At 73.0% G+C, this 18,764-nt stretch carries 15 protein-coding genes and 1 riboswitch; of the genes, 6 read left to right on the plus strand and 9 right to left on the minus strand.

Annotated elements, in window-relative coordinates; all coding sequences use genetic code 11:
• Window positions 1-724 precede the first annotated feature (724 nt).
• From ACFY16_RS11865 to ACFY16_RS11875, 3 genes are all read right to left on the minus strand, one after another.
• Window positions 725-2,668, minus strand: a complete 1,944-nt coding sequence (locus ACFY16_RS11865; RefSeq protein WP_390646937.1) for an FUSC family protein — start codon at window positions 2,666-2,668, stop codon at window positions 725-727.
• A gap of 29 nt (window positions 2,669-2,697) precedes the next feature.
• Complete coding sequence (locus ACFY16_RS11870; RefSeq protein WP_390646938.1) at window positions 2,698-3,699, minus strand: endonuclease/exonuclease/phosphatase family protein; 1,002 nt, start codon at window positions 3,697-3,699, stop codon at window positions 2,698-2,700.
• Between the two features lie 170 nt (window positions 3,700-3,869).
• Window positions 3,870-4,658, minus strand: a complete 789-nt coding sequence (locus ACFY16_RS11875; RefSeq protein WP_390646939.1) for an alpha/beta fold hydrolase — start codon at window positions 4,656-4,658, stop codon at window positions 3,870-3,872.
• An 89-nt stretch (window positions 4,659-4,747) separates the two neighbouring features.
• Here ACFY16_RS11875 and ACFY16_RS11880 point away from each other — a divergent pair, with 89 nt between their 5' ends.
• A complete protein-coding gene (locus ACFY16_RS11880) occupies window positions 4,748-6,088 on the plus strand; it encodes a PLP-dependent aminotransferase family protein (RefSeq protein WP_390646940.1) in 1,341 nt (446 codons plus the stop codon).
• Here the strand turns inward: ACFY16_RS11880 and ACFY16_RS11885 are convergent.
• Window positions 5,988-6,914 carry a hypothetical protein gene (locus tag ACFY16_RS11885; RefSeq protein WP_390646941.1) on the minus strand — a complete coding sequence of 309 codons (927 nt, stop codon included), beginning with the start codon at window positions 6,912-6,914 and terminating at the stop codon, window positions 5,988-5,990. The two genes, ACFY16_RS11880 and ACFY16_RS11885, sit on opposite strands and share 101 nt — an antisense overlap.
• A 316-nt stretch (window positions 6,915-7,230) precedes the next feature.
• A complete protein-coding gene (locus ACFY16_RS11890; protein WP_390646942.1) occupies window positions 7,231-7,659 on the minus strand; it encodes a hypothetical protein in 429 nt (142 codons plus the stop codon).
• A 136-nt stretch (window positions 7,660-7,795) separates the two neighbouring features.
• On the opposite strand from ACFY16_RS11890, the gene ACFY16_RS11895 reads away from it, so the two are divergent.
• Both ACFY16_RS11895 and ACFY16_RS11900 read left to right on the plus strand, forming a co-directional pair.
• A complete protein-coding gene (locus tag ACFY16_RS11895; protein ID WP_390647249.1) occupies window positions 7,796-8,983 on the plus strand; it encodes a PP2C family protein-serine/threonine phosphatase in 1,188 nt (395 codons plus the stop codon).
• A gap of 62 nt (window positions 8,984-9,045) precedes the next feature.
• Entirely contained in the window at window positions 9,046-10,107 is a 1,062-nt protein-coding gene (locus ACFY16_RS11900) for a hypothetical protein (RefSeq protein ID WP_390646943.1), read from the plus strand.
• Window positions 10,108-10,134: 27 nt separating this feature from the next.
• On the opposite strand, the gene ACFY16_RS11905 is transcribed toward ACFY16_RS11900, so the two are convergent.
• Window positions 10,135-12,132 carry a YncE family protein gene (locus tag ACFY16_RS11905; RefSeq protein ID WP_390646944.1) on the minus strand — a complete coding sequence of 666 codons (1,998 nt, stop codon included), beginning with the start codon at window positions 12,130-12,132 and terminating at the stop codon, window positions 10,135-10,137.
• Between the two features lie 78 nt (window positions 12,133-12,210).
• Complete coding sequence (locus tag ACFY16_RS11910; protein ID WP_390646945.1) at window positions 12,211-12,396, minus strand: hypothetical protein; 186 nt, start codon at window positions 12,394-12,396, stop codon at window positions 12,211-12,213.
• A 116-nt stretch (window positions 12,397-12,512) separates the two neighbouring features.
• Between ACFY16_RS11910 and ACFY16_RS11915 the strand changes: the two genes are divergently transcribed.
• Window positions 12,513-13,856, plus strand: coding sequence for a helix-turn-helix domain-containing protein (locus ACFY16_RS11915; protein WP_390646946.1), 1,344 nt, complete (start codon window positions 12,513-12,515; stop codon window positions 13,854-13,856).
• A gap of 40 nt (window positions 13,857-13,896) precedes the next feature.
• On the opposite strand, the gene ACFY16_RS11920 is transcribed toward ACFY16_RS11915, so the two are convergent.
• Window positions 13,897-14,679, minus strand: a complete 783-nt coding sequence (locus ACFY16_RS11920; protein ID WP_390646947.1) for a hypothetical protein — start codon at window positions 14,677-14,679, stop codon at window positions 13,897-13,899.
• Window positions 14,680-15,155: 476 nt separating this feature from the next.
• Window positions 15,156-16,250 (minus strand): HoxN/HupN/NixA family nickel/cobalt transporter, encoded by a 1,095-nt coding sequence (locus ACFY16_RS11925; RefSeq protein ID WP_390647250.1) that lies wholly within the window; start codon window positions 16,248-16,250, stop codon window positions 15,156-15,158.
• Between the two features lie 28 nt (window positions 16,251-16,278).
• A riboswitch (cobalamin riboswitch) is annotated at window positions 16,279-16,499 on the minus strand.
• 80 nt (window positions 16,500-16,579) lie between these two features.
• On the opposite strand from ACFY16_RS11925, the gene ACFY16_RS11930 reads away from it, so the two are divergent.
• On the plus strand, window positions 16,580-16,939 hold the full coding sequence (locus tag ACFY16_RS11930) for an ArsR/SmtB family transcription factor (protein WP_390646948.1): 360 nt from the start codon (window positions 16,580-16,582) through the stop codon (window positions 16,937-16,939).
• A gap of 154 nt (window positions 16,940-17,093) precedes the next feature.
• Window positions 17,094-18,755 (plus strand): glycoside hydrolase family 13 protein, encoded by a 1,662-nt coding sequence (locus ACFY16_RS11935; RefSeq protein WP_390646949.1) that lies wholly within the window; start codon window positions 17,094-17,096, stop codon window positions 18,753-18,755.
• Window positions 18,756-18,764: the final 9 nt, after the last annotated feature.

Raw genomic sequence — 18,764 nt, forward strand, 5'->3', positions numbered from 1 at the left:
CGGCCGTCGGCTCTGACGGCGCCTCGACAACCGGCTCGGCCTGGGTCACCGGCTCCGGCTCCGGCTCCGGCTCAGCTTCGGCCGTCGGCTCTGACGGTGTCTCGGCCACCGGCTCGGCCTGGGGCTCGGCCTCGGCCACCGGCTCCGGCGCAGGCTTCGAAGCGGGCGGCGTCGGCTTCGTTTCCACCGATTCCGCCGGCTTCGGGACCGTTACGTTGTCGAAAGCCGCGGCCACCAGTTCGTGTTCGTCGTTCGCCTCGGACGTGCGCGGCTCGGGTACCTGGACGGTCGCCGCAGGTTCCCCCTTTGCTTCCTGGGCGGGGACCGTCTCCTGCGAAGGAATCCGTTCCGCACCCTCTGCTTCGGCGGCACGATCCTTGTGTGATCGGCCGAATGCGTTCCGCAGGAGAGTCAGAATGCCCATGTGCGCAACCCTTCGCGTGAGTTGATGCCCGTCAATCCCTGGCCAGGACGGACACGTAAGGTTAGCGGCCCCGGATGAAGATCTTGGGCAGGGGTGAGTGGCGCCAGGCCGTCCGTGTCAACACCGCCTTCCCGGCCACCCCGCCTTCCCGGCCACACCGTCTGCCAGGCCCACCGCCTCCCAGCCAACCGTCTGCCCGGCCACGCCGTCTGTCCGGCCACACCGCCTCCCAGCCGGACCGCCTCCCGGCCACCCCGCCTTCCCCGCGAACCCCCGTGCCGCGAACGAAGCCGGTACGGCTCAGTGCGGGGACGCGATCGACCGCGCCGCCGCCACCTCCTGGCGTACCGGCTCCAGGACGCTGTCCGCCGGGCCCGTGAGGTCCGTGCGGACGGCGATCAGGGTTTCCGCCTCCCGGACGCCCTCGGACAACTCCCGCAGCTGAAGTGCCACCTGGGACACCTCGGCCGGTGACGGCGGTGCGGCTCCGTGCTTGACGCGGACCCGTGCCGCCGTGGTCGCGTCCACGATGCGTTCGACGGCGACGACGAGGGGCAACCAGCCGGCGGCGCGGCGGCCGGTGGGCGGCGGTTCGGTCAGGGCGCGCTGGAACTCCGTACGGATGACGGACAGGTCGCGGTAGAGGCGGCGGCGCATCCGGGCACGGGCGGCGGGGTCGGTGGTGTCCAGGAAGGCGGACTCGACGTAGTGGGCGGTGTCCGCGACCGCGTCCGCGAGGCGGTCGCCGACGCGGGTGTGCCAGCTCTCCGGCCAGAGGAGGTAGCCCGCCACCAGCGCGATCGCGCAGCCCATCAGGGAGTCCACCAGGCGCGGGAGGAGGAGGGCGGTGCCCAGGTGGTTGAGGATGTCGGAGAGGAGCAGGATCACCGGGGTGATGGCCGCCGTCTGGTAGCCGTACCCGCGTGGGGTGAGGGCCGGGATCAGCGGGGCCAGCAGCATCATCGTCGGTACGTCCCACCAACCGCGCGGCACCTCCGCCAGCACCGCCGCCGCGATGACCAGGCCGGCCACCGTGCCCAGCGCGCGCAGCAGCGCCCGGGAGAAGACGGAGCCGAAGTCGGGCTTGAGGACGAAGGTGACGGTGAGGGCGACCCAGTAGGAACGGGGGACCGGGATGATCGACACCAGGGCCTGGGCGATGCCGATGCACAGGGCCAGCCGCAGGCCGTAGCGCCAGGAGGCGGCGGAGAGGGTGACGTTGCGGGCGGCCCGGGCGGCGCGGATGCCGAGTGCGGCGGGACGGCCGAGGCGGTCGTCGATGCCGAGGGGGTCCACGTCGGGGGAGGCGACCACTTCCGCGGCGTGGCGCACGGCGTGTTCGATGGCCCGGCCGGTCTCGCCGGTGGGGGTGGGGAGGTTGAGACCTATCGGGCCGGTGTAGCCCGTCTCCACGGCCTCGGCGAGGTGGCGGACCGCCTGCGGGACCTCGGGCGGGAGGGGCCTGCCGGTCTGGTGGGCGGCGAGGGCGGCCTCGATGACCGGGGTCGTGGCGTTCAGCTGGGCGAGCAGACGGGTGAGCTCGGGGCTGCGGCCGTGGTGGCGGGTGCGCCGGGCGAGGATGAGGTCGTACGACTGGTTCAGCGACTGGGTGACGGTGTGCCGGGCCTCGTCCAACTCGCCGGGTACGTCGCTGCCGCCGGCGGCGAGCAGGTCGGCGACGGAGCGGTAGCTGTCGGCGACCGCGGCCCGTTCCGGCACCCCGGAGCGCAGCGGCCAGGAGAGCAGAGCGAGGAGCAGCACGAGCAGGCCGCCGCCGGTGATCAGGGCCGGGGCCAGCCACCACTCGCCCGGCAAGGGCAAGCCCGCGCCGATCACGGAGTCGAGCAGCAGGAGCAGGCCCGACACGGAGGCCACGGCACCGATCGTCGAGATCATCCCGGAGACGAGCGCGATGCCGGTGACGGTGGCGACGGCGATCCAGCCGTGGCCGTAGACGAGGGTGCCGAGGGTGATGCCGACGGCGCCGAACAGCTGCGGGATCGCGATGTTGAGGATCCGCATGCGGTACGCGTCGGCGGTGTCGCCGATGACGCCGGACAGGGCGCCCATGGAGGCGAGGGCGCCGTACGCGGGCCGGCCGGCCGCGAGTCCGATGGCCAACGGGAGCGCCATCGCGATGGAGGCGCGGGCGACGGCGGCGCGGTTGACGGGAGAGTGCTGGGGTTGGAGGTTCCGGACCAGCCAGTCGGGAGGGGTGAGGCCGATGGGGAACTCTCGAGACATGGCCCCATTATGGGCACCTTCCCGGGCCGTCAGGGCTGGTGGAGCGTGATGTCGACGAGCAACGCGCGGTGGTCGGTGTCGGCGAGGTCCAGGAAACGGGCGTGGGTGGCGGAGAAGTCCGCCGAAACGAGCACGTGGTCGATCTGGGCGCCGAGGGTGGGGGCGGTGCGGGCCGGCCAGCTGGGGGTGCGGTCGGAGCCGGCGAGGCGGGCGGCGTCGCGCAGACCGGTGTCGAGGATGCGGCGGAAGGCGGCGTGGTCCTGGGAGGCGTTGAAGTCGCCGGCCATGACGGTGGGCGCCGTGCCGTCCCCGGCGGCGAAGTCGCGCAGGCGGCCGAGTTCGCGGCGCCAGAGGCCGAGCTGGCCGGGGAGCGGGGGCATGGGGTGGGCGAGCTGCAGCCGTACGGCGTGGCCGCGCACGTCGGCGACGGCACCGGGCATGCCCATCGTGCCGGGGACCCCGTCCGCGGCCTCGAGGGGGAAGCGGCTGAGGATGACGGACCCTTCGGAGCCGCCCGCCTCGACGGCCTGCCGGTAGGGGTAGACCGTGTCGAAGGCGTCCTTCAGCGCCGCCTGGCACGCGTACTCGCACTCCTCCACGAACACCACGTCGGGCTTCTCGCGCCGGACGGCGCCGACGAGGGCGCCTGTGCCCCGCCCGAACTCGACGTTCGACGTCAGCACGCGGAACGAGGCGACGGGGGCGCCGCCGGGATCGTCGCTCTTCCCGTACGGCTCGATGAACCACGCGAGCAGCCCGAGGACGACGAGCCCCCACACCACTCCGGTCCACCACCGGGCGAGCAGCGCCAGCAGCAGTCCGGCACTCGTGGGCACGAGCAGCCACGGCAGGAAGGCGAGCAGCTGGGGCACCGGCGTGATCCCGTCGGTGTCGGCGACCCGGCAGCCGACGACCACGCTCACCCCGGCGAGCAGCAGCCCGCCACAACCGATTCCGAACCGTCGTCGCCCCCTGCGTCGCGGGGGCGTGTCACCGGGAGTCGTCGTCCACTCGGCAGCCGCAGTGTCCAAGTCCCGGCCTCTCCCTCGAGGGATGGATGTCCGAATCCTCCCTCAAAGACGGTGCCCATGGGCGGAAAGTTGAGTGCTTACCCCGGTCGCGAAGCGTGCTCCCCCGGTCATGAAGCGTGCTCCCCCGGTCATGAAGCGTGCTTCCGCGTCACGAACGCGTGCTCCCGCGGTCACTGTCGTGCGTCCACCCGCTCCAGGAACTTCCCCAGCACCGCGTTGAACTCCGTCGGCCGCTCCAGGTTCGGCATGTGTGCCGTGCCCTCGATCACGTGGAGTGTGGAGTCGGGGAGGAGCGCGTGCATCGACTCCGCGTCCGAGACCGGGGTGTACTCGTCGTCCGCTCCCACGACGACCAGGGCGGGGACCGTGACCCGGGTCAGCGGGTCCTGGTAGTCGGGGCGTTCCGCGCGACCGCGGAGCGCTGCCGCGGCGCCCTCGGGCGAGGTGGCCGTCATCATGCGGTGGACGTGGGACTTGACGGCCGGGTCGGCGTAGGGGGCGACCATCTTCTCCAGGACCTCGTCGGCGTAGCCGCGCATGCCCTCGCGCAGGAGACGGTCGGCCATGGCGTTGCGGGTGACCTTGCCCTGCGGGGTCTCCGCCGCCGGGAAGGTGTCCGCGAGGACCAGGCCCCGGACACGGTCGCCGAAGAGGGCGTGGCACTCCATCGCGATCTGGCCGCCCATCGACAGGCCGGCCAGCACGAAGGTGTCCACCTTCAGATCCTCCAGGAGCGCCTCGATGTCCTGGGCGAAGCGGGACAGCGGGGTGATGCCGGGGGTCACCGGGGAGGCGCCGTAGCCGCGCAGGTCGGGGGCGACTACGCGGCGCTCGGGCGAGAACGCCTCGATCTGCGGGGTCCACATCGTGCGGTCGAAGGGATGGCCGTGGATCAGGACAAGAGGGGCTCGGGAAGTATCCGTGCGGCCTTTGTCCTCGTATGCGAGGAAGGGGGGCATGGGTTCGACCCTAGGGGCGCCAACTCCTCGGTGCAATAAGATCTTTGCCCTCGGTGCAATCCAGCAGTGCGGTCCAGCAGGGGGCTCGGATGGACGACTATCGGCGCATCGCCGACCGCGTGGCCGACGACATCGCCGCCGGGCGCCTGCGTCCCGGCCAACAGCTGCCTCCGCAGCGGCTGTTCGCGCGGCGGCACGGGATCGCGGGGTCCACCGCGGGACGGGTGTACGGCGAACTCGTGCGGCGCGGGCTGGTGGTGGGCGAGGTCGGGCGCGGCACCTTCGTACGGGCCTCCGCGGCCGGGCCCGCCGGGCGGGCGCTGACCGAGGCCGCGACCTCGGCGCCCGTCAACCTGGAGCTCAACTACCCGTCCGCGCCTGGCCAGTCCGAGCTCCTCGCCCCCGCCCTCGCGCCCCTTCTGCGCCCCGACGTCCTCACCGAGGCGTTGCGCCCGGCGGCCGCCACCGGCACCGCCGAGGCCCGCGAGGCCGTGGCCGCCCTGCTGGCCACCCCCGGCTGGCGCCCCGACCCCGCCCACCTGCTCTTCACCGGCAACGCCCGCCAGGCCATCGCCGCCGCGCTCGCCTCCCTGGTCCGCCCGGGCGGCCGGCTCGGCGTCGAGGAGCTGACGTACCCGCTGGTCAAGGAGATCGCGGACCGGCTGGGCATCACCCTGGTCCCCGTGGCCACCGACGCGGACGGACTCCGGCCCGACGCACTCGCCGCCGCCCACCGCTCCGCTCCCCTGTCCGCCCTCTACCTCCAGCCGACGCTGCACAACCCGACGTCGGTCACGACCCCACCCGAGAGGCGGCGGCGGATCGCGCAGACCGTGACCGACCTCGGGCTGCCCGTGGTGGAGGACCGCATCTGGTCGTTCCTCCGCCCCGGCGACACCCCGCTCGCCGCCTGTGCCCCCGGCCTCAGCCACGTCGTCGACGGCCTCTCCAAGCGGGTCGCGCCGGGGCTCACGGCCGGCTTCCTCGTCGTACCGCCCGAGCGCGTCGAGGCCGTGGCAGCGGCGGTCCGCTCCGGGGGCTGGAGCGCGGGGCGGTTCGCGCTGGCGGCCGCCGTGCGGTGGGCCGGGGACGGGACGGTGGAGCGGCTGGTGGCGGCCAAGCGCGCGGACGCGGTACGGCGGCAGGAGATCGTCGCGCGGGAGCTGGCCGGCTTCACCGTACGGACCGACCCGCACTCCTGCTTCGCCTGGTGGGAGCTGCCCGCCCCCTGGCGCGCCGACACCTTCACGGCCGCCGCGGCCGCACACGGAATCGCCGTCACACCGGGCCCCGCCTTCACCGTGGACCCGGGCCGGACCCCCGACGCGGTCAGACTTGGTCTCGCGTCGGCTCCTGAGGCCGAGTTGGGGTGGGCGCTGCGGACGCTTGCCGGCGTCGCGCGAGGTACAGGGCGTGCAGGTGGCGGGTGAGCCAGGTGACGGCCGCCACCGACAGGCCCAGGGTCAGCAGAAGCCACGCGGCCGTGCGAACCGTGGACGTGAGGGCGTCGTAGACCGCGCCGGCGGCCGGGTGGGAGACCTCGTCGGGCAGGTCGCCCAGGGTCAGGCGGCGGCCCAGGGCGACCGCGAGCCCGAGCAGGGCCCCGCCCAGGGCGGTGCCGAGGGCGGTCGCGGTGACCGCGCGGCGGCGGTGGACGGCCAGGGCGATGCCGGTGACGGCGAAGACGCAGGCGGCGACGGGGAGCCAGAAGCCGGCGACTTCGAGCACGTGGTATCCCTTCCGGAGGTGGCCCAGGTCCTGGGCGGCGAGGACGGCGACCTCGGTGTGCTGGACCGGGATGCGGTTCGCGAACGGCACATGGTCGTGGGCAAGCTGACGTTTCACCTGGGCGGTGACCGGGGCGAAGTCGACGGTGACCGCGCGGTCGCGCTCGCCCCTCAGAGCCTGCAGGACGGCGTCGTGGGTGGCCCGGTTGCCCTCGTCCCACGCCGTACGGAAAGCCTGGGTCCGGGTGAAGGAGCGCACCGCCTCGTGCACGAACGGGGCCACCGCGCCCCGCATCGGGCGCACATCGGTCTCATGCCGGTCGACCTCGCGCATGATGCCGGCGCCGACCGTGTCCGCCACGGCCTCGCGCACGTCCGGGTCGGCGGCGAGCGGCGCCATCGTGGTGACGTACCGGCCGGTGTCCGCGAGCCCGTACGCCGCCCAGGCCGCCAGCGCGCCGAACGGCGCCAGGAGGCACGCCAGCGCGAGCAGTACGGCCGACAGGGCGGTACGGAGTCGTCGGGACACCCTTCCAGGGAAGGGTCCGGAGGCGCGGTGCGCGAGCGGTGTGACTGCGTATGGGTGCACGCGTCGAGCCGGACCGGGATCCCTTGGCGGAACTGGATGCTCCGCTCTCCGGTGGAGGGTTCACCCGAACGGGTGTTTCCTGGTTCTGAGGGACGGTTTCAGCATCTCGGGTTCCTGCTCCTGGGCCTGGAACACGTCCGGATCCTCGTCGGGTGACCGGGTCTGGCTCCCCGTCGCCCGGTGAGTGGAGGGATGAGGGAAACGCGTGGGTCCCGGCAACAGCCGGGGCCCACGCGCCGTTCAGGACGAGCCGGAATCAGGAGATGCGATGGCCCTCCGCGTCCTCGTGCGTGTAGTAGCGGTAGAAGAAAACGGCGAAGCAGGCCGCCGAGACCGCCAGCGCCATGCCCGTCGACCGCAGGACGCTCGCGCCGGTCTGGCTGTACAGGAAGCCGAACGCACCGCCCGCGAACGCGGTCCACACCAGGGCGTGCTGCTCGCGCTTCATGTGCGGGGCGAGCGCGCGGACACCGATGTACAGCGCGATGAACGCGATCGTCGTCACAAAGCCGAACAGGAGGTTCCAGCCCGTGATGGGACCGCCGCTGCGGCGGTTGGCCGCGGCCCAGTAGCCGTAGACGAGCCCCAGTCCGACGGGCACCGCCCACTTCGCGACCATGTGTCCGCGTTCACCGAGGATGTCCGGTGATCCGCGCATTCCCGGCGTGGGTGCCGCATGAGCCATGAGAGCGCTCCTCTCTCTCCTCGCCCCCGCTACCAGGGCACACCTGGGGAGTGGCGCTGGCAAGTCGGCGGAGATGCAGCGCGCCCACCCCCATGTTTCGCTGGGCACCGTGAGTGACCGCGCCCCGGGTCAGCGCATGCTCGTCCGGTATCCCCGGGCCGGGCGGCGAGACGACGTGCACCGGCAGGAGCTGCTGCGCGTGCGGGGCCGCAGTGTCGCCTGGCTGCTGCCGCTGCTGCTGCTCGTCGGCATCGTGGTGGCCGACTTCAACACCGGCGGCGAGTTCCGGATGATCTCCTGGATCGTGCTCGTGCCCGGCATCGCCGCCGCGATCTGCGGAGTGTGGGGCACGGCCGTGTTCGCGGTGCTCTCGCTGAGCACGTACGTCGTCGTGGACAGCGCCTGGCCGCACGAGTTCCAGACCGGCCTGCCCGACTTCATCCTCGTCGTCATCGGCGGCATCCTCGCCACGCTCGCCTGCGCGATCCGGGCGCGGGGCGAACAGCGGATGCTGCACATGATGCGCATCGCCGAGACCACCCGCCGCACCGTGCTGCGCCCGATGCCCCCGGGCTGGGGCGACCTGGACCACGCGGCCGTCTACCTCACCGCCGACACCGACGCCCGGGTCGGCGGTGACTTCTACGACATCCAGCCCGGCCCGCACGGCACCCGGGTCCTGCTCGGCGACGTCCAGGGCAAGGGACTGGGCGCGGTGGAGGCGGCGGCCGCGCTGCTGGGCACGTTCCGGGAGGCGGGGTACCACGAGGCGGACCTGGCGACGGTGGCCGCGCGCCTCGAGACGCGGATGCTGCGCCACCGCGCGCACACCAGGGCCCTCGGCCGGCACGACGGCGACCGTTTCGCCACCGCCGTGCTCCTCGGCTTCCCCGTGGCCGGGCCCGCGGTGGTGGAGGTCGTCCTCTTCGGCCACGAGCCGCCGCTGGCCGTGGGGCCGGACGGCGTACGGGCCCTGCCGGACGGGGACGGGCTGCCGCTCGGCCTCTGCGACCTCGCGGGCGCCGCCGGGACACCGACCGTGCGTCGGGTGCCCCTCGCCCCCGGTGAGACCCTGCTGCTCGTCACCGACGGCGTGACCGAGGCCCGGGACGCGGCCGGGGTGTTCTACCCGCTCGCCGACGAGGTGGCCCGCGCGGTCGCCGCGGACCCGCGCACCGCCGACCCCGGCCGACTGGTCGCCTTCGTCCGGGACGGCACGCTCCGGCACAGCGCGGGATACCTGGCCGACGACACGACGGTCTTCGCCGTACGGCCGAGCCCGAGGGCCGCCGAAACTCCTGTACGCGGACGTTTGCAGTCCTGAGGCCCCTCTTTGCAGCCGCAGCGGTTACCGTGCTGCCGTAGGTGATCGACAGGGGAGGGACCATGCCCGGTACCGTGCTGCTGCTCGCGGCCTCGCCCGTGGGCAAGGGGTGTCTGGTGGACGCGGCGTCCGTGCTCCCCGTGCTCGCGGCCGTGCCGCCCGCCGTGCTGGCGGGCGCGGACACCGCGAACGTCGTCGAGCTGGCCGACCCGCTGGAGCCGCAGGCGGTGCTCACCCGGCTGCGCGCGGCCGCGGCCGCCCCCGGTCCGCTGACCGTGTTCGTGACCGGTCAGCTCCAGCTCGACCGCCGCCAGCGGCTGCCCCATCTGGCGCTGGCGCGCACCACCCCGGCGACCGTGCGCTACACGGCGTTCCCCTGGCACTGGTTCCGGGACGAACTGAGGCTGCGGGCGCCAGGCGCAACGACGCTCGTGCTCGACCTGCACGCGGACGCGGAGACCTGGGAGCACCTGCGCACCGCGCCGCTCGACTGCGGGCGCAACAACGCCGTCTACGGGCGTGTCGCGCCGCCGCCGGGGCGACGGACGGTGGCCGTGCCGACGTACATGAAGGCGGTCGCGACGATTCTGCGCAGCGGGCACCGGCCCGCGCTGGAGCAGCTGCACCAGCAGGCGTGGGGGAGGCTGGCCGGTGAGGGGGAGGCCGACGGCATCGTGCTGGCCACGCACGCGCCGGTGACCGGCGATCCGCACGCCTCCATCACCGCCGCCGTCCAGTCCGGGCGGCACGCCGAGGCCGACGCGCTCGCCGCCCGCTGGCAGCAGGCCGCCGTCCAGGCCCGGGGGCCCGCCTCCGACGACGCCCTGCACTGGGCCGAGGTCCGGGCGGACCTGGCGATGTTCGCGGGCGACGCCGAGCGCAGCTGCCGTACCTGGCTCGCGGTGGCCGGGACCCGGCTGGCGGCCGGGCAGGCCCCGGACGAGCCGGCGGTGGAGGCGGCCGTCGACCGGGCCCACCATCAGTGGGGGAAGATCCGCGACAAAGCGCGGGCCCGGGAACTCGGGCCCGCGCTCGCGGAGCTGCGCGGCCGGGTGCCCGGCCGGCGCGAGGGCGCGCTGGGACATGTCCAGCGGCAGCTGCGTCAGCTGCAGACGCAGGGGTGAGCGACCTCAGCCCCTGCGCCCGCCGTCTCACTTGGTGAAGATGAAGTACTTCCAGCCGCCGTACGTCGTCGTGTTGACGTTGTCACCGGACTTCGTGTCGATGTAGTTGGAGCGGACACGGAAGCGGACGCCCGTCGGCGGGGTGTCGTCCAGGAGGACCGAGTCCTTGCCGGTGGAGTCGAGCGACCAGTACTCGGTGAACGTGGTGTGCCAGGCGCCGCTGTAGAACTCCTGGATCTGCATCTGGTACTTGCGGCCCTTGTACGCCGTCATCGTCGTGTTGACGATCGGGTCCTTGGTCTTGTGGAAGTAGGAGTACGTCGCGTTCCACGCCCACGCGGTCTTGTAGGCGCCGCTGAGCGACGTCGAGACCTTGACCTTGGTGTAGACCGTGGCGGCCGTCGACTTCGCCGCGTACCGCGTGTCGCCCGTGAACTTCGCGGTGACCTTGGTGTCGCGGGTCAGGTGCAGCGTGGCCGTCAGGTTGCCGCTGGAGTTGACCGTGCCCTTCTTGACCAGGGCGTTGGGCTTGTCGGAGCCGTACGGGTCGGCCCAGATCTCCACGGTGCGGTTCTTGTAGGTGGTGCCGAGGTGCGCGGTGAACGTCACGTCGGTGCCGTAGCCGTACACCTTGCCGGCGTTGTTCAGCGTCACCGTGGTCGCGGTCTTGGCGACGGCCACGGAGTCCGACGCGGTGGCGCCCGTGTGGTCGGCGTCGCCCGCGTAGGTGACGGTGTACTTCACCGTGCCGCCGGCCGGCGGGGTGTCGGCGAAGGAGTAGGAGCCGTCGGCGGCGACCGTGGCCGTGCCGAGCGCCTTGCCGGCGGGGGACTCGTCGTCGGTGCGGGTGACGGTGACCGTGGTGCCCGCGGGGAACGCGGCGGTGGACGTCAGCGTGCCGGTGACGGTCAGCGCCTTGCCGCGGGTGGCGGTGGCGGGCGCGTCGGCCGTCAGCGTGGCGGCCGTCTTGGTGGGGTCGTCGTAGACGCGCAGCGAGTAGTTGTCCGAGCCGTCGAGGGACACCGCGAACAGCTTGCTGCTGTCCGGCGCCCAGGCCAGGCCCCGCGCGGCGAGGGTGTCGGAGGCGCTGCTGCCGGTGCTGCTGCCGAACTCGTACTCCTTCAGCGGCAGCGAGGTGCCCGGCTTGAAGACGTGGACGTCCGGCTCGTACCAGGAGTTGGTGCCCGCCGCGACGTCGCCGTTCGGGGCGATGTCCACCGCGTTCGGGTACGTGTTGGTCGCGTACTTGCCGTCCTTGGACAGGTCCGAGAGCTTGTAGACCGCCTGGTAGTACGGGGCGCCGCTGGCCGTGACCACGTCCTGGCCGTCCGGCGTGACCGCCATGTCGGTGAGGTTGCCGCCGCCGGTGTCACCCGGGTCGAAGGCGTACGCGGTCTGCGTCGGGGTGCCCGAGGAGACGTCGTACACCGCGAGGACGACCGGGCTCTGGCCGGGCGCGCCCGCGACGAGCGTGTCCGGGGCGCCGGCGGAGGCCTCCAGGATCGGGGCGGAGTACCAGGTGTTGACGGGGGCCTGCGCGAGGGAGACGACCGGGTCGGTGCCGGTGAGGTCGAGCGAGCCGATGTTGCCCTTGGCGGCGCCGCCGTAGCCGAACCAGAGCTTGCCGCCCGCCTCGGCGAGGTACTGCGGGTCCGCCGTGCCGGTGGAGTAGCGGTGGGCCTCGGTCGCGGTCGCCGTGTCGATGGCGACGATCGCGTCGGCGTCGCCCACGGCCGCGTAGAGGGTGGCGGAGTCGGCGGACAGTTCCAGTCCGCGGACGCCGGGCAGCGAGCCGACGGTCGCGACGACCGAGCCCGCGTAGTCGGTCACGACGACCTGACCGCTGGTCGGGTCGCTGATGAAGACCCGGTGGTGAACCCCGTCGACGACCATGTCGCCGGTCGCCTTCAGGGGCAGGAGTGTGCTGGAGTCGGCTGCCGCCGACCCGGCGCCGCCCGCGACCAGCGCGACGGAGCCGAAGAGAACCGCGAGTGCTGTCGCGGCGGGAAGAGTGCGTCTGCGCACGTGTTTCGAACCCCCCGGAACGAAAGTGGAATCAGACTGCGCAGATTAGGTCACGGTACTGACATCGAGGTGAACTGGTCAGTAAGAGGCTGGTGAGAACCGTGAGAGCGGTGCGGCAGGTGCGCTCGCGGGCGGTCGGGTTGCCCGCGGCCCCTCTTCCGCGGCCCGCGCCGGTCCCGCGTTCGCCGCGAGGATCAGGCTCGCCGTGGCGAGCACGGCTGCCGCGAAGCCCCTGGTGTAACGCGCGGATGTGGGTCCGGGCACGGCGACCTCGCAAGGGGTGACAGTGAAGTGTTAAGCGTGTTTAACTCGCGGTTTAACCTAGGGCGTGTCATGGTCGAACCGCAAGAGTTCCAGGGGTAGTTGGGGGTAGCGGGGGCGTGGGCGAGAGGGACGAGCCCGAGGTCATCGGGCGTCGCGTGCAGCGGCTGCGCAGCGAACGCGGGCTGACCCAGCGGCAGTTGGCCGAGCCGACGTACACACCTGCCTACATTTCCACCCTGGAGGCGGGACGGGTGCGGCCCTCCGACGAGGCGCTCAGGCATATCGCCGAGCGGCTCGGGGTCGATTTCGGGGAGCTGGCCACCGGGCGGTCCGCCCGGCTCGTCACCGATCTGCGGCTGCGGCTGACCGAGGCCCAGCGCACCCTCGCCACGGGCGAGGCCGAGGAGGCGGCCGAGCGATACTCCGTCCTGCTCGCGGAGGCGGAGGCGCAGGGACTGGCCGAAGTGCAGGCCACCGCGCTGCTGGGGCTCGGTGAGTGCGGGATAGAGACCGGTGACCTGGGGACGGCCCGGGCCTGCTTCGAGCGGGCGGAGGCGTGTCTCGCCGAGGCTCCGCTGCCGGCCAGGGTGCCCGCGCTGCGCGGGCGGGCCCTGTCCCACTACCTCGCCGGTGAACTCCGCTACGCCGTGTACCTGCTGGAGTCCACCCTCGACGAGCTGAACCGCGGCGGACTGCACGACCCCGACGCGCTGCTCCTGCTGTACGCCTCCGCCATCGGGCCCTACATGGACATGGGCGCCCACGCCCGCGCCGCCCAGGCCGCCGAGTTCGCCCTCGCCCTCGCGCCCCAGGTCGGCGACCCCGCCCTGGTCGCCCACATGCACCGGTCGGTCGCCCGCACCCTGCTCGCCGAGGGGCGGCTCGCCGAGGCCGACGCCTCGCTCGCCAAGGCCGCCGAGCTCTACCGGCAGCTGCAGATCCGTACCGAGCTCGCCAACTGCCACTGGATGCGCGGCTACGTCTACGCGCAGAACGGTGACATGGAGCGGGCGGAGGGCGAGCTGCGCGAGGCCCTCGCCATGCTCGCCGCCAAGCGTGCCGCCCTCTACAGCAGCCAGGTCGCCGTCGAGCTCGCCGACGTACTGCACCGGCGGGGAAAGTCCGAGGAGGCCGCCGCCCTGCTGCACGACGTCCTCGGCGACCTCTCGCCCGAGCGCGGCGCCGTGCACGCGGCCGGCGCGCACCGCCTCCTCGGCATCATCGCCGACGACGCCCGCGACACCGAGGCCGCCGAGGAGCACTACGTGCGCGCGCTGAGCCTGCTGGAGCGGGCGGGAGCCGCCGGCGACCTCGCCGACCTGTGCCGGCTCCTCGGCGACCTGCTGCGCCGCACCGGGCGGGTGGAGGCGGCGCTGGACGCGTACCGGACGGGGCTCGGACACCGTACGGCGCCGGGCACGACGACTCTGGGACCGGCGCCCGCCCAGCCGCCCCTGTGAGAAGCCGCCGGCAGGAGATCGCGGCACCGACGCCCTGGCGTCAGACCTGCGCCCGGCCCTGCTTGCGGATCTCCGTCAGACGCTGGGCGCCGAGTTGTACGGCCGCCTGCGTGGCGTCGTTCGGTACGTCGCCCATCCCGCCGTTGGTGAGGGCGAACGCGTCCTGGCCGACGCGGACGGCGGCGACGTCCAGGGAGAGGGTGGCGGGGTCGCCGTCGAGCGTCTGGCCCTCCGGCCCGGTCACCGCGGCCACCGTCACCCGCAGGCCCTGCCGGGCGTCGCCGACCTCGGGCAGCGCCTCGTCGGAGACCTGGACGTCCAGTACGGCGGCCGTCGTCGACGAGGCAGTGAACCGCGCGCACTTCTGCGGCATGGTCCGCAACCAGGCCAGCGCGCTGTCCACGGCCGCCGGTGACCGGGCGGAGACCTGGTAGCGCAGCTGCGCCTCGGTGTCGGTGTCGTCGAGGCCGGTCACCGCGCGGGCGGGGGCACCGAGGATTTCGTCGGCGTAGAGCGCGTCGAGCAGGCGCTGGCACTCGGTCACGGAGGTCTTCGCCTTCAGCAGTCCGTCCCGCCAGGTCGCCGCGCCACGCGTCGGGACCCAGGGGGCGCCCAGGTCGGTGTCCGTGACGAGGGCGGCGCGGGCCTGGGCGTCGGTGAGCGCGGAGGAGGACGCGGAGGAGGCGTGGGCGGAGGGGGCCGCGGAGGAGGCGGGAACTATGGGGGCATGAGGAGCTCCCTCGGCGGCGCCCAGGCAGGCAGACGTGGTCAGGAGCGTGGCGGCGGAGAGGGCGGAGGCGAGAAGGGAGCGGACGCGGGTCATCGGGGTGGCTCCAGGGGGTGTGTCGGGAGTCCGTCCCTTCACGGCAACACCAGGGGTACGGGGGCACCAGCGCGGCGGTCCGTACGGGTGAGCGGGCGGGCGCCGGCCAGGGCGGCACGCCTGCCCGCGACGCGCGAGCGCGACAGCCGTGGCCCGGCCGGCGGTCGAGCCGGCGGAGCGGATCGTGCCACGGGTCGCGGGCCGGGGCAGCGCGCGCTGTGGGACGGCGACGGTGCGCAGCGTCGCTCCGAGGGCTCCTGCGGCCGACCCCGAGGGTGAATCATCCGGCCCGGCTGGGCCGGGCCAGGGAACTCCTGCCGGGCGGGGCTCGGACACTTCGGCTCTGCCCTGACCGGATGGTGCCGGCGCGCCGGTACGTAAGCCTCACCCGGGCGCGGTGGACGGCCGGCAACGGGGGGCTGCCGGCCGTCTCAGGGCTCGGCCGAGATCTGTTCAGGGCCGCCCGGGGTGGCTGTTCAGGTGGTGTCGGCGGGCCGTACCGCCCACTTCTCCTCCACCTTCGCCAGCCGCCAGTACGCCACGGCCGCCGCCCATACGACGACGAACAGGCCGACGATGACGTAGCCGACGCTGTCCAGGTTCAGGTCGGCGATCCAGCCGGTGACGTCGTCGCGCAGGTCGAGCTTCTCGTGGAGGACGCCGACCAGTTCGATCGTGCCGATGAAGAAGGCGACGGCGATGGACAGGCCGGTGATGGTGAGGTTGTAGAACACCTTGCGGACGGGGTTCGAGAACGCCCACTGGTAGGCGAAGTTCATGAACGTGCCGTCCAGGGTGTCGAACAGGCTCATGCCCGCGGCGAAGAGGAGCGGCAGGCACAGGATCGCGTACCAGGGCAGGCCCGCCGCCGCGCCCGAGCCGGCCATCACCATCAGCGTGACCTCGGTGGCGGTGTCGAAGCCGAGGCCGAAGAGGAAGCCGAGGGGGTACATCTGGCCGGGGCGGGAGACGGACTTGGTGAGGCGGCCCAGGATGCGGTTCATGAAGCCGCGGGAGTCCAGGTGCTGTTCGAGTTCCTTCTCGTCGTAGGTTCCTGCCCGCATCGCCTTGAAGACCTTCAGGATGCCGAGCAGGGCGACCAGGTTGAGGGCGGCGATGAGATAGAGGAAGGTGCCGGAGATCGTCGTACCCATGAAGCCGAGGACCTGGTGGGTGCGCGAGTCCTCGTTCATCACCCGGCCGGCGAGTTGGGTGCCGCCCGCGATCAGCAGCGCGAGCAGCACCACCACGCTGGAGTGCCCCAGCGCGAACCAGAAGCCCACCGACACCGGCCGCTTGCCGTCGGCCATCAGCTTGCGGGTGGTGTTGTCGATCGCGGCGATGTGGTCGGCGTCGAAGGCGTGCCGCATGCCGAGGGTGTAGGCGGTGATGCCGAGGCCGACGCCGAAGGCCTTGCTGCCGACCTCGTAGTGCTCGGGTACGACGAGGAGAAACAGGATTCCGAAGGCGACGACGTGCAGGGCGGCGATCACCGCCATCAGCCCCGCTGTCTTCAGGGTGTCCTCGCGCCGCCACTTGAAGGACGTCGGGGCAGGGTCGGGCAGGGTCATCCGGTTCACGCTCCAGCACCTCGTGGATCACTTCGTGAGATGCCGTGGCCGGTCTCCTGGCTTGGGGGTACCTCCCGCTCGAGCGAAGTCGAGAGTGGGGGAGGGTCGTACGTTTCCGCCCCTGCCTTCCCGGTCGTACGACCAGTGGCCCGGCTGGTGCCGGACGGGACGGGAACTCCCCGATCACAGTGGCGAGGGCCGCTCCGGCATCACACCGGCTTCCCGAACACCACGGCCCGCCCACCGTAGGGGGGCGGGCGGTCTCCTGCATAGCTGCATACCTGCGCAGGTATTCAAGATCACACAGTGCTGCCTGCGAGGATGGCGTCATGCATCTCGTCCCGGCCGACCGCGCCGACCGCCGCACGATCGACGGCCACCGGGTGTGCGACGCGATCGCCGCCATCGGCGAACCCGGTCACGTCCGCACCTGGGCCGACCGCTTCTCCCTGCTCGCCGACCCCAAGCGCCTCGCCCTGCTGCTGGCCCTGCACCGCACCGGCCCCCTGGCCGTCTCCGACCTGGCGATCGCGACGGGCATGAACGACCCGGCCGTGTCGCAGGCGCTGCGGCTGCTGCGGGCGGCCGGGGTCGTGGAGGGGGAGAAGGAGGGGCGGGTCGTGCGGTACCGGGTGGTGGACGGGGACGTGGGGGCGCTGCTCAAGCACTGTTCCGCGGACGGGGGATGACGCACGGGCGCCCCGGAACCCGGGGGAGGCCGGGCGAGGGTGCCGGTCACGCCCACACGGGGAGTGGTCCCTTCCTGGCGATGTAAAACGTTCGCCTTCCGGGCAATGTGGACAGGCTTCTGGAGTTGCCCGACCACGTCCAAAGGGAGACCGCGTGCCCGATCTGCCCGACCTCTCCTCCCGGAACCCCGACTGGTGGCGCCAGGCCGTCGTCTACCAGGTCTATCCCCGCAGCTTCGCCGACGCCGACGGCGACGGCCTCGGCGACATCCGGGGCGTCACCGAGCGCCTGAGCCACCTCGCCGCCCTCGGTGCCGACGCCCTGTGGCTCAGCCCCTTCTACCCCTCCGAACTCGCCGACGGCGGCTACGACGTCGCCGACCACCGCGACGTAGACCCGCGCCTGGGCACCCTGGACGACTTCGACGCCATGGTCGCCGAGGCGCACCGGCTGGGCCTGAAGGTGATCGTCGACATCGTCCCCAACCACACCTCGCACCGGCACCCGTGGTTCCAGGAGGCGCTGCGCTCCGGCCCCGGGTCCGCCGCCCGCGACCGGTACGTCTTCCGCGACGGGCGGGGCGCGCACGGCGAACTCCCGCCCACCGACTGGCAGTCCGTCTTCGGCGGCAGTGCGTGGCGACGGGTCCCGGACGGGCAGTGGTACCTGCATCTCTTCGCCGCCGAGCAGCCCGACCTGAACTGGGACCACGACGACGTCCGCGCCGACTTCCGCACCACCCTGCGCTTCTGGTCCGACCGCGGTGTCGACGGCTTCCGCGTCGATGTCGCGCACGCGCTCACCAAGGACCTCACCGAGCCGTTGCGGGACCTCGGCGACGTCGGCGCGACCGGCGAGGAGGCCCTCGACCGGATGCCGCCCGGCAGCCATCCGTACTACGACCGCGACGAGGTCCACGAGATCTACCGCGACTGGCGCAAGATCTTCGACGCCTACTCCCCGCCCCGCACGGCGGTCGCCGAGGCCTGGGTGCCGGGCGCCCGCCGCGCGCTGTACGCGCGCCCGGACGAACTGGGCCAGGCATTCAACTTCGAGTATCTGCAAGCGCGATGGGACGCGGACGAGCTGCGCCAGGTCATCACCGACTCCCTCGCCACCGCCCGCACGGCCGGCGCCTCCGCCACGTGGGTGCTGTCCAACCACGACGTCGTACGGCACGCCTCCCGGCTGACGCTCCCCCCGGGCACGGACGAGAACGCCTGGCTGCTGTCCGGCGGCCGGGCGCCCGCGGTCGACGCGGACGCCGGGCTGCGGCGGGCCCGGGCGGCGACCCTGCTGATGCTGGCGCTGCCCGGGTCGTCGTACCTCTACCAAGGTGAGGAACTCGGCCTGCCCGAGGTCGCCGACCTGCCCTTCGAGGTCCTCCAGGACCCCATCTGGGAACAGACGGGCCACGCCCGCAAGGGCCGCGACGGATGCCGGGTGCCGCTGCCGTGGACACCCACGGGTCCGTCGTACGGCTTCGGGGCGGGTCGTGCCTGGCTGCCGCAGCCGGCGTCCTTCGCGTCGTACGCCGTCGCCGCACAGGACGGTGTGGCGGGCTCGACCCTGGAGCTGTACCGCACGGCCCTGCGGCTGCGCCGCAAGCTGCTGGAGGGCGAGGACCTGACCTGGGCGGAGGACACACCGGCCGGGGTGCTGGCGTTCGCGCGCTGCGACGGCTGGCGGTGCGTCACCAACCTGACGGACGCACCGGTCCCGCTGCCGCCCGGGGAAGTGCTGCTCAGCAGCGCGCCGCTGGACGGGGACGGGCGGTCGCTGGGAGCGGACACGACCGTCTGGCTCGCCCAGTAGGGCTCGGTC

It is taken from the genome of Streptomyces sp. NPDC001315 (assembly GCF_042896175.1).
Lineage (GTDB): Bacteria > Actinomycetota > Actinomycetes > Streptomycetales > Streptomycetaceae > Streptomyces.

Excerpts from the sequence above, each read along its gene's own strand:
- ACFY16_RS11865 (WP_390646937.1), bottom strand. The coding sequence starts at position 2,668 with ATGTCTCGAGAGTTCCCCATCGGCCTCACCCCTCCCGACTGGCTGGTC.
- ACFY16_RS11875 (WP_390646939.1), bottom strand. The coding sequence starts at position 4,658 with ATGCCCCCCTTCCTCGCATACGAGGACAAAGGCCGCACGGATACTTCC.
- ACFY16_RS11880 (WP_390646940.1), top strand. The coding sequence starts at position 4,748 with ATGGACGACTATCGGCGCATCGCCGACCGCGTGGCCGACGACATCGCC.
- ACFY16_RS11890 (WP_390646942.1), bottom strand. The coding sequence starts at position 7,659 with ATGGCTCATGCGGCACCCACGCCGGGAATGCGCGGATCACCGGACATC.
- ACFY16_RS11895 (WP_390647249.1), top strand. The coding sequence starts at position 7,796 with ATGCTCGTCCGGTATCCCCGGGCCGGGCGGCGAGACGACGTGCACCGG.
- ACFY16_RS11900 (WP_390646943.1), top strand. The coding sequence starts at position 9,046 with ATGCCCGGTACCGTGCTGCTGCTCGCGGCCTCGCCCGTGGGCAAGGGG.
- ACFY16_RS11920 (WP_390646947.1), bottom strand. The coding sequence starts at position 14,679 with ATGACCCGCGTCCGCTCCCTTCTCGCCTCCGCCCTCTCCGCCGCCACG.
- ACFY16_RS11925 (WP_390647250.1), bottom strand. The coding sequence starts at position 16,250 with ATGACCCTGCCCGACCCTGCCCCGACGTCCTTCAAGTGGCGGCGCGAG.
- ACFY16_RS11930 (WP_390646948.1), top strand. The coding sequence starts at position 16,580 with ATGCATCTCGTCCCGGCCGACCGCGCCGACCGCCGCACGATCGACGGC.